This window comes from Allobosea sp. TAB14 (genome assembly GCF_052113865.1).
Classification (GTDB): domain Bacteria; phylum Pseudomonadota; class Alphaproteobacteria; order Rhizobiales; family Beijerinckiaceae; genus Allobosea; species Allobosea spartocytisi.
The window spans coordinates 1-15,040 of the sequence record NZ_JBFRDQ010000150.1; the positions used below are offsets into that span (position 1 = coordinate 1).

The following is a 15,040-nucleotide window of genomic DNA, read 5'->3' on the forward strand; positions in this document are numbered from 1 at the left end:
CTCAAGGACCAGAAGGGCGAAATCCGCGTCAAGGCCGGCGAGACGGCCTCCGACGAGATCCTCTCCAAGATGGACTGGTACGTCGACGGCGTGCAGGCCTAGAGCCGGAGCAGGATTCTCGCGAAAAACCGGTTCCCGCTTTTTCGCATCCTGCTCTGAGCGGCATCGATGGCGGCGGGCGCAGCGTTGCGCGCCGCCATCTGCAACCGAATCGGGGGCACGATTCTGCGGGCTCGCTCCCCCTCTTCTCGGTTCCCGCACCCGCGAAAAGCCCAAAAATCCAGCTTCTTTCGGCGGAACGAAGCCGTTTCCTGTGCGTATCTACGGCCGCGGGCATCGTCTTTCCGCGATAACCGTGGCAACTGCGTGAGTTGCGCGCCGCGAATATCTCCGCGGTCGCTCGTGTCGGAAACGGGCATGAACGACCCAGATCCAGCACGCGACGCCTATAACACCCTTCTCAAGGAGGATTTCATGACCAAGAACGAACTGATCGCCGCGATCGCCGAAGAGACCGGGAAGACGAAGGCCGATGTCTCCGCCATTCTGGCCTCCCTCGGCGCGACCGTCGCCAAGACCCTGAAGGGCGGCGACGACGTCACGCTCGGCGGCATCGGCAAGCTCTCCGCGGCCAAGCGCGAAGCCCGCGAGGCCCGCAACCCCTCGACCGGCGCCACCATCAAGGTTCCGGCCAAGACCGTCGTGAAGTTCAAGGTCACCAAGGACCTCGCCGACGCGGTGGCGTAAAGTCATCCATCGGGATCGAGCGGTGTCCGTGCAAGCGCGGACACCGCTTGACCTCGTGCTCCATGCCCGCACAGTAGCGGCATGTTCCTTCGCCTCTTCACCGATCTGCGCGCCGCCAAGGTCCCGGTGACCTTGCGCGAATATCTGACGCTGCTCGAAGGGGTGGAGGCCGATCTCGCCGAGCACAGCGTCGACGAGTTCTACTATCTCGCCCGCGCCACGCTGGTGAAGGACGAGCGCCATCTCGACAGGTTCGATCGGGTCTTCGCCCAGGTCTTCCAGGGCATGGAGACGCTCCAGCAGGCGATCGAGCAGGCCGGCATCCCCGAGGAATGGCTCCGCAAGCTCGCCGAGAAGTTCCTCACCGACGARGARAAGGCCCAGATCGAGGCTCTCGGCTGGGACAAGCTCTGGGAGACGCTGAAGCAGCGCCTGGAAGAGCAGAAGGGCCGTCATCAGGGCGGCAACAAATGGATCGGCACCGGCGGCACCTCGCCTTACGGCGCCTATGGCTACAACCCCGAAGGGGTGCGTATCGGCCAGGACACAAACCGCAATTTCCGGGCGGTGAAAGTCTGGGACAAGCGCGACTTCAAGGATTTCGACGACACGCGCGAGCTCGGCGTGCGCAACCTGCGCATCGCGCTGAGGCGCCTGCGCCGCTTTGCCCGCACGGGTGCAGCCGAAGAGCTCGACCTCGACAACACGATCACGGAGACGGCCAGGCACGGCTATCTCGACGTCAAGCTGCGCCCTGAGCGCCACAACACCGTGAAGGTGCTGCTCTTCCTGGATGTCGGCGGCTCGATGGACTGGCATGTCGAGCTGGCCGAGGAGCTGTTCTCGGCGGCGCGGGCCGAGTTCAAGCATTTCGAGCATTTCTACTTCCACAACTGCCCCTAYGAGCGGGTCTGGAAGGAGAACCGCCGCCGCCACGAGCAGCAGATCCCGACCTGGGAGGTGCTGCGGACCTATCCCGGCGACTACCGTCTCGTCTTCGTCGGCGACGCCTCGATGAGCCCTTACGAGATCGCGATGCCCGGTGGTTCCGTCGAGCACTGGAACGAGGAGGCGGGGCAGGTCTGGATGGAGCGATTGACGACGAAGTTCCCGAAATCGGTCTGGCTCAACCCGGTCCAGCAGCATCTGTGGAACTACACCCAGTCGATCCGGCAGATCGGCGGCCTGATGGGCGGGCGCATGTTCCCGTTGACGCTCGATGGCCTCGACGGCGCGATGAAGGTGCTGGCGCGCTGAGCCGAGACGATTGACCAGCTTCCCTTGACGGGCATAGTTGCTCTATCTGCCGCCCATGACCGAGCACCCTGACGACGACCCTGCCCCGAGCTGGCGCCAGCGCCCGAAGCCGGTCGGCTTCGAGATCGCCTACAAGCTCGACGGCGAATTTCTGGAGATCGACAGGACCAGGGCGGTCGACCGGCTGCGGCTGGGCGCCGTCGAGCAGGTGCGCTACGTGTTCGCCCCCGGCAACATCTCCTCCAAAGGCTACAAGACCCAGCTGCGGCTCAGCGACGGCAGGACCGTCACCTTCGGCAACCTCTCCTGGCGTTCGCTGACCGATCTCGATCGCGACGACGCCCGCTATCACCGTTTCGTCTCGGCGCTGGCGGCCGCGATCACGCGCGCCAATCCAAAAGCCCGCTTCGTCGGTGGCCGGCCGGGACCGATCTGGCTCGGGGTCGCGGCCGTCGGCGCGCTCTCGCTGGCGATGATCGCGTATTTCGCGCTGCATGCCTTCCAGCAAGGCCAGACCAGCGCGGCGCTGCTCGCGCTGCTGCTGCTGGCGGCGTCCTACTGGCAGGTCTGGCCGCTGATCTCGCTCAACCGGCCGCGCGAAYTCGCGACCGGCGAGGTGCCGGACGATCTCGTGCCGGGGCGCGAGCCGAAGGCCTGACGTTCGACCGCCGCAACGCTGCGGCCGAAATGCGATTCAAGCCTGGCGCACCACCAGCACCGAGCACTTGGCGCGGCGCACGATCGCCGAGGCATTCGAGCCGATGACGTAGGCCAGCATGCCCGGCTCATGCGAGCCGATGACGATGAGGTCGATGCCGCCGGCATCGGCCTCGGCCAGCACCTCGCCATGCACGGAGCCGATCAGCACCTTGGCCGAAACCTGCTCCGCCGGAAGATCGACCTTCGCGGCGATCTCCGCGAGCTTGGCCTCGGCATCCTGCTGCTGCTCGGTGTCGAAATCGCTCGGCACGAATTCCATGTAGGTGACCGGAATCAGCGAGCGGACATAGACCAGCCGCACCGAACCGCCGGAGGCCTTGGCGAAGGAGACCGCTGCGTCGATCGCCGGCCTGGCGAGTTCCGCCTCGGCCAGATCGACGGGGACCATGATCGACTTGTACATCGCGAACTCCTCAAGGCTGGTTGCGATACCATTGTGGAGTTTGCCAGCGCCGGCGCATTGATCCAACGCAAATCGCGCATGGGGCGCGGCACGAGGCGCGGGCGACCGCCGCGCCGGTTTCGCTAGCCCTGCCGCTCGGGCGTGCGGACCACGAGGCCGTCGAGTTCGGGGCGGATGCGGATCTGGCAGGAGAGGCGCGAGTTCGGCCGGACGTCGAAAGCGAAGTCCAGCATGTCCTCCTCCATCGGCTCGGGCTGGCCGACCTTCGGCATCCAGGCCTCGTCGACATAGACATGGCAGGTCGCGCAGGCGCAGGCGCCGCCGCATTCTGCCTCGATGCCGGGGACCTCGTTGCGGATCGCCGTTTCCATCACGGTCGCGCCGACCTCGCCCTCGACGGTGCGGCTCTCCCCATGGGCATCGATATAGGTGATGTTCGGCATGTCCTGTCTCCGGCGCGCCCGCGCTCGGCCTCGCGCGGGCATGACGCTTGCTCGCTTAGAGGATTTCCAGCTCGCGCGAAACGGCGGCGATGCGCCGGCGGCCTGCTCAGGCCGCGCAGTCGCAGCGGCAGATCACGGCGCGCGCCTCGGCGGCGGCCAGCGTCAGCGCATCCATCGCGGCTTCCGTGGGGTGCTTGTCGCCCTGACCGAGACCCTGCTCGATCCGATCGGCCGCCTCGGCGACCTGCCAGGCGCCCACCGCGAGGGCAGCGCCCTTCAGGCTGTGGGCCGCGTCCAGGCGCGCCTTTGGATCGGCGCTGCCGTGGATGGTGCGCAGATGCGTGGCGCATTGCTGGGCAAAGAGCGTGAGCAGCTCGCGCTCGAGTTCACGGTCGCCGCCGGTCTGGCGGGACAGATGCTCGGTATCGATTGCCTTCTGGGACATGGTAAAACTCGTGAACGCAGTGACATCGACCGGCCGCACGGGCAGATCGACCCCTTTCAAGAAGCGCCTTGATGGTGAACGAGGCGTTAACGACGTTTGTGAATCAGGCACTCAAATGGGTTTCCAAGGCTCCGGGCCTCCACTACCCTTCCAATTGGTAAATGATGGGCGCAGTGTCTCCGTTCATCCGGCCAGAGGCGGTCCGGACGGCGAAGCATGAGTTCGCGACCATCTTCAGTAGCGTGGCGAGGCGGCAACCATGAATCGACCCAAGAAGCTCCAGGATCCCACTGAAGCTGCGATGTCGGCGATCGAGGAGGCCCTGCGCCTCGAACAGCCGCAGGGTGAGACGGAAACCCCGGTCGAGGCCGAGCCGCGCCTGCCCACCACCAGCGAAAGCGATCTGAAGCTGGACATGCCGCGCGTCGAGCCGGCCGCCATCCCGGTCACCGCGCCTCCGGCGGCAACGGCGCAACCCCAGCAGGCGGCCCCGCCGCCGCGCGCCGCCATCGCCCCGGATACGAGCCGCGTCGCCAATGACGACCGGCGCGATTCCAGCTCGCTCGTCCAAGCCTTCTCCGTCCGCCCCTCGCGCAGGCCCTACTGGTTCGCCGGCCTGGCCTCGCTCGCCTGGCTGGGCGGCGCCGCCTTCGTCCTGCTCGGCCGCTACGGCTCCTTCAGCAATGGCCTGCCAGAGCCCGTCGCCGCCTTCGGCATCGGCGAATGGACCCTGCTCGCGCTCTCGATCGGCGCGCCGGTGGTGTTCTTCTTCGTCCTGGCGGCGCTCTACCGCCGCACGCAGGAGATGCGCCTGATTTCGCGCGCGATGACGGAAGTCGCGCTGCGCCTGGCCGAGCCGGAGGTGGCCGGCGCCGATTCCGTCCTGTCGCTGAGCCAGACCATCCGGCGCGAGGTCGCCGCCATGGGCGACGGCATCGAGCGTGCGGTCGCACGCGCCGGCGAGCTCGAAACCATCGTTCGCGGCGAGATCTCGACGCTGGAACGCGCCTATGCCGACAACGAGATCCGCCTGCGCTCGCTCATCGACGAGCTGGTGACGCAGCGCGAGGCCGTGGTCGGCAATGCCGAGCGCGTCAAGCTCGCCATCAGCGGCGCGCATGAGGGCATCGCCAGGGATCTCGACGGCGCCAGCCGCACCATCGCCGAGGCGATCGCGCAGGCCGGCGACCGCGTCACCGGCTCGCTCGGCACGAAGGGCGACCAGATCACCCAGGCGCTCGGCCGGGCCGGCGAACGGATGATCGAGGAGATCAGCGGCCGCAGCCACGATCTCGTCGAGCGCTTGCAGGTCACCTCGGGCGAAGTCTCCGAGCGCCTCGCCGGCGCCAGCGACAACCTCTCGACCATGCTCGACGGCCGTGCCAAGGAAATCGCGGGCTCGCTGGAAAAGACCGGCGTCGCCCTCACCCAGGGCCTCACGAACGAGGCGCAGAACGTCACCCGCGCGATCAGCGAGACCGGCATGCAGGTCGCGGAAACGCTGACCGCCCGCGTCGAGACCGTCAACGAAACGCTGAAGACCACCGGCGAGACCCTCGCCAAGGACATCTCCGCCCGCGGCGTCGAGGCGGCCGAGCGCTTCGAGGTCAGCAGCCGCAGCATGGTCTCGCTGATCGAGAGCCAGAGCGAGGCCCTGCAGCAGCGGCTGGCGGAATCCGGCGAGGCGCTGCGCAGCGTGCTTTCCGCCGAGGGCGAGAGCGTCACGGTGCGCCTCACCGAGGTCGGGCGCGGCGTCAACAGCCTGCTCAGCCGGCAGAACGAAGCCATCACCTCGCGCCTCAACGAGGTCGGCGAGAGCGTCCACAGCCTCATCGGCACGCATGGCGACGCGCTGGTCAGCCGTCTCAACGAAACCGTCCGGTCGGTCGACGACGTGCTGCGCGAGCGTGGCGAAGCGATCATCCTGCGAGTCAGCGACGCCAGCGAGACGCTGGGCGCCACCGTCGACAAGCATGGCGACACGCTGACCCACCGCATCACCGAGGTCGCCGACCGGGTGAACGGCCTCTTCAACGAGCAGGGCGGGAAACTGGTCACGCGCCTCAACGAGACCGGCGAAGCCGTCCATAGCCTGCTCGACGAGCAGGCCAGTGCACTGGTCGGGCGCGTCTCCGGCGCGGGGCGCGATCTCGCCCAGCTCGTCGGCGAGCAGAGCGACAGCGTCGTCGCCCGCGTCTCGGGTGCCGGCGCCGATGTGGCGCGGCTGCTCGAGGAGCGCAGCGAGTCGCTGGTCTCCAGCGTGTCCGGCGCGGTCAATGCCGTCGAAACCCGCCTGCGCGACGAGAGCGAGATCCTGGTCAGCCGCCTGGCCCAGGCGGGCCACGATGTCAGCCGCATCGTCGGCCAGGAAAGCGAGCGCATGATCTCCGGCCTGTCGGAGACCGGCGAGCGTGTCAGCGCCCTGCTCGAGGAGCAGACGGGCGCGATGACCGTGAAGGTTTCGCAGGCCGGGCTCGAGATCAAGGATCTGCTCGGCAACGAGAGCCAGCTCGTCGCCAGCCGCATCGCGGATGTCGGCCGCTCGGTCCACGGCATCCTCTCCGAGCGCAGCGGCGCCCTCATCAGCCGCCTCGCCGAAACCGGCGAAAGCATCGATCAGAAGCTGGACGAGCGCGGGCTGGCGCTGGCCGGCCGCATTACCGACGCGGTCGAAGGCGCGCGCGTGGCGCTGGAGCAGCAGCAGACCGGCTTCCTCGCCAGCGTCAGCGAAACCAGCGAGAAGGTCGGCCAGCTGCTCGGCGAGCACCGCGAGGCGACGGTTCGCGGTCTCGTCGACACCGGCCGCGAGGTCCACACGCTGCTCGGCGAGCAGAGCGAGGAACTGGCGCGCCGCATGACGGAAGCGACCCGCAGCCTCACCGAGACGATCAATGTCGATGGCCGCCATGTCGCCGACCGTGTCGTCGAGGCGACGCAGGGCCTGCGCGACACCTTCACCGTCCACGCCGAGGATGCGCGCACCATGCTCGCCGGCACCGGCCGCGAGATCGTGCTCGCCCTCACCCAGCAGGGCGGGCGCGTCAACGAGGCGCTCTCCGCCAACGCCCAGTCGATGCTGCGCTCGGTCGAGGACCGCGCGCAGGCGCTGACCGAGGCGCTGGCGACCCGCCACGACGCGCTGACCAAGCTCTTCGACGAGCGCGGCAACGAGCTCGTCCTGGCGCTGACCGACCAGAACGGACGCGTCGGCGAGGCCCTCGCGGCCAGCGCCGACTCGATGCTGCGCTCGGTCGAAGGCCGCGCCCAGGCGCTGGCCGACGCGCTGGCCAGCCGCCATGACGCGCTCAACCGCCTCTTCGACGAGCGCGGGCACGAGATGGAGACGGCGATCGGCATGCGCCTCGCCTCGCTCTCGCATCTCTTCGACAGCCAGGGCCGCGAGGTCGAGGAGAACCTCGCCGCGCGCCTCAACGCCTTCGAGGATCTCATCGTCCATCAGGGCGGCTCGCTCACGGCCAAGATCTCGGGCGATGCGCGCGAGCTCACCGAGGCGCTCAACACCGGCATCGCGCAGGTCGAGAAGCTGATCTCGCAGGACGGCGTCTCGCTGGCCGACAAGGTCGGCACCCGCGCCCTGGAGGCGGCCAGCCTCCTCGCCGAGCGCACCCGCGAGGCGGCGGATTCCATGGAGGGCCAGATCAAGCTGTTCGAGGAGCGCTCTGGCGCCAAGAGCGCCGAGATCGCCGGCGCGCTCGACAGCCTGATCGCCCGCATCGACGGTAGCCTCGGCTCGCGCGCCACCGCCCTCAACGAGGCGCTGGTCGAGCGCACGGTCGACATCGCCCGCGTGCTGGCGGAAGGCGGACGCGAGGTCACCCGCGCCCTGGCCGCCAAGGCGGACGAGATCGGCGAGGTCGTCACCTCCAAGAGCGAGTCGCTCACCCGCACCCTCAGCGACAAGGCCGACACGATCAACGCGACGCTCGGCGGCCGCGCGCTGCAGATCGCCGATACGCTCGACCAGAGCGTGGCGCGCTTCGAGGAGCGCGTGGTGGGTCGGCTCGACACCGTGTCGCAGACGCTCGACACGCGCGGCGAGGAGATCGCGTCGACCCTGCAGGGCCGTTCGGAGTTCATCGCCGCCTTGCTCAGCGAGCGTGCACAGGAACTGCGCGCCCTCTTCGAGCATAACGGCAACGGTGTGGTTTCCACGCTGACGGAGCAGAGCGAGGCGATCGCCGCCGCGCTCAACGAACGTGCCGAGCAGCTCCGGACGCTGTTCGACGATCGCGGGCTCGGCATCGTCGCCGCGCTCGGACGCCGGGGCGACGCCATCTCCAACGCGCTCGACCAGCGCAGCGAGCAGCTGCGTGTCCTCTTCGAGGGCAAGGGCGGCGATGTCGTCGAGGCGCTCGGCCGCCAGGGCGAGGCCATCTCCGGCGCGCTCGACGAGCGGACCGCGGCGCTGCGCGCCCTCTTCGATGCCAAGGGCAGCGGCATGGTCGAAGCGCTCGACGAGCGTGGCCAGGCTCTGGCCGCCGCCTTCACCGCCGCCGGCGAGACGGTGGTGCGGGCGCTGGAGCACCGCGGCAATGCCTTCGTCGCGGGTCTGCGCGACCGTGGCGCGGCGATCTCCAATGCGATCGAGACATCGTCCAATGCGCTGCGCGAGACGCTCGAATCCGGCTCGCGCCAGTCGATCGACGCGCTGGTCGGCACCAATGAGCAGCTGCGCGACGAGCTGGGCGGCATGCTGGGTCGCCTCGGCGAGGCCAACAAGCTGATGCAGCAGATCGTCAACGGCGCGAACAAGAACCTGGCCGCCGTCGAGAACAGCCTGTCGACCCGCGTCGGCGAGTTGCAGACCGTGATCAGCACGGTGATGGAAGAGGCCAACCGCGCCTCGCAGCAGGTCACCGCGCAGATCGCCGACCTCAAGGACTACTCCGAAGGCACGCTGCGCGAGACGACCGCCCTCGTCGCCAAGCTCGACGACAAGGGCGCCTCGCTCGGCGAGGTCACCCAGGCCAGCAGCGCGGCGCTCAACGCCGTGGTCGGCCGGCTCGAGCAGGTCGAGGCCCGCGTCGGCAAGGCGCTCGCCGAGCGGCGCGATTCGCTGGAGGAGCTGCACGCTCTGATCAACGGCCGTACCGAGGATGTCGAGGCGATCACCCGCTCCTTCGCCTCGCTGATCGACGAGTCGCTCGGCACCGCCGAGGCGCGCGCGCGCCAGATCGGCGCCGTGCTCTCCGACTCGGCCGAGGCGACGACCAGCGCCATCGCCCAGCAGTTCGAGACGATCCGTTCCGCGACCGGCAAGGAACGCGAGCGGACGGCCGAGGCGCTGCGCGCGGCCTATGCCCAGGTCACGACCGAGATCGACGGCGAGCTCTCGAAGGTAACCGACCGCTTCCAGAAGGCGGCGCAGGACATGCGCGGCGTCACGGTCGACATCCAGCGCGAGCTGGAAACCACCCGCGCCGAGCTGAAGCGCGGCGTCCTCGAGCTGCCGCAGGAGACGCAGGAATCGGCCTCGGCGATGCGCCGGGTCGTTGCCGAGCAGATCAAGGCGCTGAACGATCTCACCGAGATCGTGACCCGTTCCGGCCGGCGCGGCGACGTCTCGCTGCCGATCGAGCAGGCCCCGCCGCGCCGAGCCGCCGCCCCTGTGGTTTCCGCTCCGGCCGCGGCCCAGCCGGCCCCGGTCTATACGGCTCCGGCGCAGCCCAAGCCTCCAGCGGCTGAAGGCCCTGCGCTGCGCCCGTCGCTCGACGCCGCGCCGGAACCGACGCCCAGCGCGCCGCCTGCCCGGGCCGAGAGCCGCGTCGAGGCCAAGCCTGCGCCGCGCCCCGCGCCGGTTCAGGAGGCGCCGCGCCGCGCGCCCGAACCGCAGCAGCCGGCCAAGGCCGGCTGGCTCTCGGACCTGCTGGTCCGCGCCTCCCGCGACGACAAGGCGCCGGAGGTGAGCAAGCCGACGACGCATTCGATCGAGAAGCTCGATTCGCTCTCCGTCGACATCGCGCGGATGATCGACCATGACGCGGCCGTCGAGCTGTGGGACCGCTACAAGCGCGGCGAGCGCAACGTCTTCACCCGCCGGCTCTACACCCTGCAGGGCCAGCAGACCTTCGACGAGATCCGCCGCAAGTATCGGCGCGACATGGAGTTCCGCGAGACGGTCGATCGCTACATCGACGAGTTCGAGCGGCTGCTCGGCGAAGCGTCCAAGGACGACCGGGACTCGATGGTGGCGAAGACCTACCTCACCTCGGAGACCGGCAAGGTCTACACCATGCTGGCCCATGCCAGCGGGCGCTTCGAATAAGCGCCTGCCCTCCCTGCCATAGGCGCGGTCGATCTGTGAGATGAGAACGAAGATCACCCCGCGTTCGCGGGCAAAGCGCTTCAGCTCCCGAACCTGCCGCGACAGCTCCGGGGTGTCGCGGCGCTGATCGAGCAATTGCAGATAATCGATCAAAGCCAAGCGCTTGCAGGCGTTCGAGCACATCCCCGGGAGCATATTCCAGGGAGAAGAAGGCGCTGCGGCGTCCGGCCCGAGCCGCCTCGGCGGCCAGCGCGAGGCTCAGCAGCGTCTTTCCCTGGCCGGGGCGCCCCGCAACCAGCGCCAGATCGCCGGGCTCGAGTTGCCGGCAGAGTGCCGTGGCGGCGCTCGTGGCTGGTTGCTTGGCGGCGAGCAGTCCCCAGCTGCGATAGCCTTCCGCCGCGGCAATGCGGTCGAGCGCGGCATGGAGCGGGATTTGCTCCCGGCGATGCAGGAGCCTGGCCTTGCGTTTCAATTGATGGATCGGCACCGAGAGCTTCATGCGGAAACCTCCTATTGCGGGCAGGTAGCGCAATCCCTCCTCATGCGTGATGCCCGAACAGTCGGTCGAAGCGGCAAGGAACCCCGCCTGCAGATGCTTCCCCGCTGGAGGGGGGCGGCTCGGGCCAAGCCGGAATCGGAAGCTAGCCGGATTCGCCTCTCGCGGAAATCGCCCGCGTTGGCCTCCTCAGCCGAAAGGCTGTCTCAGCGCGCCCAGCGGACGATGTCGACCAGCACCTGCGACAGGGCGCGGTCGAGGGCTTGCGCCGCGCCCGGCCCATCCACCGCCGCGGCCGGAACACGCGCCGAGAACAGCTTCGCGCGCTGGATTCGGCCGCTCGTGTCGCCGACGATCTTGGCGGTGATCTCGACGACGGCCGTGCCCGACGCCGCGTCGATGTTGAAGCTGCGGATATCGGTCACGAGCTGGACGGTCGGCGTGATGCCCTGCCCCGGCGCGGAGACCGAGCCGATGCGGCTGGCGTTCTCGAAGGTCTGGATCAGCCGGGTCTGCACCAGCGCCGGCACCTGATCGGCCCATTGCGCCCCGCCGAGGAAGGAGAGCGCGCCGCCCGAATCCTTGACGATGACCCGGTCCGAATCCAGCGCCTGCACGGCGGTCGGCCGCGCGACCACCATCGTGGCATGCGAGCCGCCGACGCGCCCGAAGCCGCTCGGGGCCGTCAGGTCGAAGGTCGTCGGCGTCTGGCCGCCGCCGCACCCTGCCAGGGCGAGCCCGGCGGAGAGCGCCAGCACGCTCAGGCAGCGGCGGGCCATGGCGGTCTGGGGAACCTCGATCGTCATCGGCTAGCGCGATCCGTTGTATTGCGGGAGCGGCGGCTTGCCGCCGAAGATGAGTTGCTGCGGGTTACGTTCGAAATTCCGGAGCGTGCGATTGAGTTCCGTCAGCACGCGTTTGGCCTCCGAGACCGTGGAATCGACATTGCGCAACCCCGAACCGGTGAAGCGGTTGATTCCGACCGTGATCTCCGCCGTGCGCGCGTCGAGATTGTCGGCCAGCACGCGGATCGACTTCGCGGCGTCGGCGACCTCGTTCAGCGCGCTGCGGCCGTCGGGGCCCGAAGCCGTGTTCAGGAAGGCCTGTGCCCCCTTCAGCACGCCCTCGACCTGATCGGCCGCGCGATYGAGCTTCGCGGTGATCGAGGCGACATCCTTCACCGCCTTGCCGACATCCTCGCTGGAGCCGCCGAGCGCGCCGGTGAACTTGTCGACATTGTCGACGATGCTCGCGACCTTCTTCCGGTCCACGGATTGAACGACGCCGGTCAACTCCTCGCTGAGCGATTGCAGCTTCTGCGACAGCGGCTGGATGGTGTCGGCGATGTTGCCGAAGCCGGCCATCAGCTTGTCGAGCCCGTCGGAGTTCTTGCCGAGCGCCTCGGAGAATTTCTCGACATTGCGGACCGTGTTGTTGATCGGCTCGCGGTTCTGCTTGATCAGGCCGTCCAGCGAGGTCAGGACACCGTCCGCGCGCTGGGCGACGTTGCGAACGGTCTCGATGATGTCCTGCAGTTCCGAACGTTCGGCGATGATCGTCGCCATCGGCTCGCCGGGCTTGGCCTTCAGGACCGGCGCGTCGGGCGCGCCGCCGATGAGCTGGAGCGCGACGACGCCCGCAAGCCCCTGAGCTTCGATGCGCGCGCGCGTGTCTTCCCGGATGGGCGTGGTTGCGGCAACCTGGATGACGGCGTAGATCCGGCGCGGATCATCGGGCTGAAGCTCGATGCTCGTCACCTCGCCGACGCGCAAACCGTTGAACAGCACGCTCGAGCCGCGCCCGAGGCCCGTGACCGATCCGGTGAAGATCACGCGGATGTTGTCCTTGCGCCCGGCGCCGCCGCTGTTGAACCAGTAGACGAAGCCGAAGGCCGCAGCGAGCACCGCGAGGGTAAAAAGGCCGACGAGAGCGTAGTTCGCGCGCGATTCCATGGACTAGCCGTTCCGCTCTCGTTTCCCGGATTGTTGCCGGGCCGTGGCGCGCTCACCGCCGAAATAGGCCTTCAGCCAGGGATGGTCGGATTCCAGCATCGTCTCCAGCGTTCCGACCGCAATCACCTTCTTGTCCGCCAGCGCGGCGATTCGGTCGCAGGCATCATATAGACTGTCGAGATCGTGGGTCACCATGAAGACGGTGAGGCCGAGCGTCTGCTTCAGCGTCATGATGAGATCGTCGAACTCGGCCGCGCCGATCGGGTCGAGGCCGGAGGTCGGCTCGTCGAGGATCGATSGTGCCGCGCTGCTTGCGCACSAGSCCGAGGATCGTSCGGGTCAGCACCGATTTGCCCTGGCCGGAACCGCCGACGAAACCGAGGATCTCGCCGCGCATCACGTCCAGGTTGAGGCCATCCATGATGACCTTGTCACCGAAGGCGACCTTGAGGTCGCGCACCCGGATGACGGCGTCCGGCTCGCCCCGCCGGCCGGGTTCGCCCTCATTTCCGCGCCGGGCGGCCACCACGCGGGAGATCTCGTGCTCGCCCATCGTCAGAACTCGATCGAGGCGAAGAACATGGCGAAAAGCCCGTCSACGACGATGACCATGAAGATCGCCTTGACCACCGAGGCCGTGACCTGTCGGCCCAGCGATTCSGCCGAGCCCTTGACCGCCAGCCCTTCGATCGAGGCGATGAGCCCGATGACGAAGGCCATGAAAGGCGCCTTGATCAGGCCGACGGCGAAATGCTTCCAGGTGATGACCGATTGGAGCCGGGCCAGGAAGGTGTCGACGCCGATGCCGCCATAGAGCCAGGCGACGAGACCCGCGCCGGTCAGGCCCGCCATCGATGAGATGAAGGTTAGGATCGGCAGCGAGATGACCAGCGCCAGGATGCGCGGCACCACCAGCACCTCGATCGGATCGAGCCCCATCACGCGCAGCGCGTCGATCTCCTCGCGCATCTTCATCGAGCCGATCTCGGCAGTGAAGGCCGAGCCCGAGCGGCCGGCGATCATGATCGAGGTCAGGAGCACCGAAAGCTCGCGCAGGATGAGGATGCCCGTCAGGTTCACGACGAAGGCCGTCGCGCCGAACTGCTGGAGCTGAAAGATACCCTGCTGCGCGACGATGCAGCCGACGAGGAAGGAGATCAGCATGATGATCGGCGCGCCGTTGAAGGCGATCAGCTCGACCTGATTGACCAGCGAGGGGCCGCGGAATTTGCGCGGCCCGAGCAGCACGGCGACCGAGCCGACCACCACCTCGCCGAGGAACATGGCGCCGCCGACCATGTCGCGGCCGAAACGGATGATGGCCTCGCCGACATTGGCGAGCACGCTGACCACGCTGAAATGGTCCGGATGCAGCGGCACGTCCTCGTCATGGACCTTGACCTCGGCGAGCAGGATGCCGTGCTCGGGCCTGCGGCTGACGATCTCGACGGAGGCGCCCTGCCGCTCCTGCCTCGATTTCAGGCGGTTCAGGACATAGGCGCCGAGCGTGTCGAGCCGGGTCACGTCCGACAGGTCGAGGCGCGCATGCGCCGCTTGCGGCATGCGTCCGGCGATCTCGCCGATCAGCTTCTCCAGCCGCGGCGCCCGATCCGCGCTCCAGGACCCGGCCAGCGCGACTGCGAGCGTTCCGGCATCATCGCGGAAAATCGCCTGAGGCTCGGCGGTGTCAACGCTCGGCATATGCCCGTGATGTCCCTCACCCGGCCGAGCGGCACTCCTGCCGTTTCGGCGTCGCTCAGCGTCGGAATCCACCCCTTTGCCTTGTATTGCCGCGCCGGGGACGCTTGGCAAGCCGGACAGCCCCCGTGCGGCATTACGCCGGAGGAGCGTTGCCGAAGCGCCATAGCATGGAACCCCGCCTGCCCGCCGAAGCAGCAATTCCTTAAGAAATCGTCGCGCAATCTTGCCCCGTTCACGTTGCGGCCGTCACTGATTCGGCCGTCCCTTGCGAAGGCAGACCGGTCATGAGCGATGCCCGCTCCCTGACACCGCTGAGCCAAACCGACTTCGACGCCATCGAGGCGGCGGTGATGGAGACGTCGCGCGGCCGCTGGTTCATGGCCGAATACGCCAAGCGCAACCGGCAGGCGGACACCGCTCAGCTCCTGACCGCGATCGGCCGGATCGAGCGCGTCGTCGGCCTCGGCGTGCAGGAGACGAGCCGGGATGCCAGCCTGATCGAAGCCGCCGCCCTGATCAGCGACCTGCGCATCGATCTCGAACGGATCAGCGGCAGGTCCCAGGAACGCGCCTCCGGCCTCGCCATGCAG

General features: G+C 68.2%; 10 protein-coding genes and 3 pseudogenes. 5 read left to right on the plus strand and 8 right to left on the minus strand.

Annotated features, from left to right (window positions below):
- Positions 1–417: 417 nt before the first annotated feature.
- From AB4Y99_RS20225 to AB4Y99_RS20235, 3 genes are all read left to right on the plus strand, one after another.
- Positions 418–747 carry an HU family DNA-binding protein gene (locus AB4Y99_RS20225; protein ID WP_162737742.1) on the plus strand — a complete coding sequence of 110 codons (330 nt, stop codon included), beginning with the start codon at positions 418–420 and terminating at the stop codon, positions 745–747.
- Between the two features lie 81 nt (positions 748–828).
- Positions 829–2,004, plus strand: a complete 1,176-nt coding sequence (locus AB4Y99_RS20230) for a vWA domain-containing protein (protein WP_441524578.1) — start codon at positions 829–831, stop codon at positions 2,002–2,004.
- A 55-nt stretch (positions 2,005–2,059) separates the two neighbouring features.
- The gene (locus AB4Y99_RS20235; protein ID WP_441524579.1) at positions 2,060–2,662 is read left to right on the plus strand and encodes a hypothetical protein; all 603 of its coding nucleotides are present in this window, start codon (positions 2,060–2,062) and stop codon (positions 2,660–2,662) included.
- 36 nt (positions 2,663–2,698) lie between these two features.
- Here AB4Y99_RS20235 and AB4Y99_RS20240 read toward each other — a convergent pair whose 3' ends face one another.
- The 3 genes from AB4Y99_RS20240 to AB4Y99_RS20250 form a co-directional block, all read right to left on the minus strand.
- Positions 2,699–3,127 (minus strand): universal stress protein, encoded by a 429-nt coding sequence (locus AB4Y99_RS20240; RefSeq protein ID WP_038361322.1) that lies wholly within the window; start codon positions 3,125–3,127, stop codon positions 2,699–2,701.
- Between the two features lie 122 nt (positions 3,128–3,249).
- Positions 3,250–3,570 (minus strand): 2Fe-2S iron-sulfur cluster-binding protein, encoded by a 321-nt coding sequence (locus AB4Y99_RS20245; protein WP_038361320.1) that lies wholly within the window; start codon positions 3,568–3,570, stop codon positions 3,250–3,252.
- Between the two features lie 106 nt (positions 3,571–3,676).
- The gene (locus tag AB4Y99_RS20250; RefSeq protein WP_038361318.1) at positions 3,677–4,015 is read right to left on the minus strand and encodes an Hpt domain-containing protein; all 339 of its coding nucleotides are present in this window, start codon (positions 4,013–4,015) and stop codon (positions 3,677–3,679) included.
- A gap of 259 nt (positions 4,016–4,274) precedes the next feature.
- Between AB4Y99_RS20250 and AB4Y99_RS20255 the strand changes: the two genes are divergently transcribed.
- The gene (locus AB4Y99_RS20255; RefSeq protein ID WP_441524580.1) at positions 4,275–10,301 is read left to right on the plus strand and encodes an apolipoprotein A-IV repeat region-like domain-containing protein; all 6,027 of its coding nucleotides are present in this window, start codon (positions 4,275–4,277) and stop codon (positions 10,299–10,301) included.
- Between the two features lie 18 nt (positions 10,302–10,319).
- Here AB4Y99_RS20255 and AB4Y99_RS20260 read toward each other — a convergent pair.
- The 5 genes and pseudogenes from AB4Y99_RS20260 to AB4Y99_RS20280 all read right to left on the minus strand — a co-directional run.
- A pseudogene (locus AB4Y99_RS20260) lies at positions 10,320–10,800 on the minus strand (DnaB-like helicase C-terminal domain-containing protein); the annotation flags it as partial.
- A 203-nt stretch (positions 10,801–11,003) separates the two neighbouring features.
- Complete coding sequence (locus AB4Y99_RS20265; RefSeq protein WP_038361316.1) at positions 11,004–11,603, minus strand: ABC-type transport auxiliary lipoprotein family protein; 600 nt, start codon at positions 11,601–11,603, stop codon at positions 11,004–11,006.
- Between the two features lie 3 nt (positions 11,604–11,606).
- Complete coding sequence (locus tag AB4Y99_RS20270) at positions 11,607–12,749, minus strand: MlaD family protein (RefSeq protein WP_441524581.1); 1,143 nt, start codon at positions 12,747–12,749, stop codon at positions 11,607–11,609.
- A 3-nt stretch (positions 12,750–12,752) separates the two neighbouring features.
- Positions 12,753–13,170, minus strand: a pseudogene (locus tag AB4Y99_RS20275) (ATP-binding cassette domain-containing protein).
- 134 nt (positions 13,171–13,304) lie between these two features.
- The gene (locus AB4Y99_RS20280) at positions 13,305–14,450 is read right to left on the minus strand and encodes an ABC transporter permease (protein ID WP_038361314.1); all 1,146 of its coding nucleotides are present in this window, start codon (positions 14,448–14,450) and stop codon (positions 13,305–13,307) included.
- 284 nt (positions 14,451–14,734) lie between these two features.
- On the opposite strand from AB4Y99_RS20280, the pseudogene AB4Y99_RS20285 reads away from it, so the two are divergent.
- A pseudogene (locus AB4Y99_RS20285) lies at positions 14,735–15,040 on the plus strand (hypothetical protein); the annotation flags it as partial.

Bases quoted from the DNA above. Each gene is read 5' to 3' on its own strand.
- AB4Y99_RS20240 (WP_038361322.1), bottom strand. From the start codon at position 3,127: ATGTACAAGTCGATCATGGTCCCCGTCGATCTGGCCGAGGCGGAACTC.
- AB4Y99_RS20265 (WP_038361316.1), bottom strand. From the start codon at position 11,603: ATGACGATCGAGGTTCCCCAGACCGCCATGGCCCGCCGCTGCCTGAGC.
- AB4Y99_RS20225 (WP_162737742.1), top strand. From the start codon at position 418: ATGAACGACCCAGATCCAGCACGCGACGCCTATAACACCCTTCTCAAG.
- AB4Y99_RS20250 (WP_038361318.1), bottom strand. From the start codon at position 4,015: ATGTCCCAGAAGGCAATCGATACCGAGCATCTGTCCCGCCAGACCGGC.
- AB4Y99_RS20255 (WP_441524580.1), top strand. From the start codon at position 4,275: ATGAATCGACCCAAGAAGCTCCAGGATCCCACTGAAGCTGCGATGTCG.
- AB4Y99_RS20245 (WP_038361320.1), bottom strand. From the start codon at position 3,570: ATGCCGAACATCACCTATATCGATGCCCATGGGGAGAGCCGCACCGTC.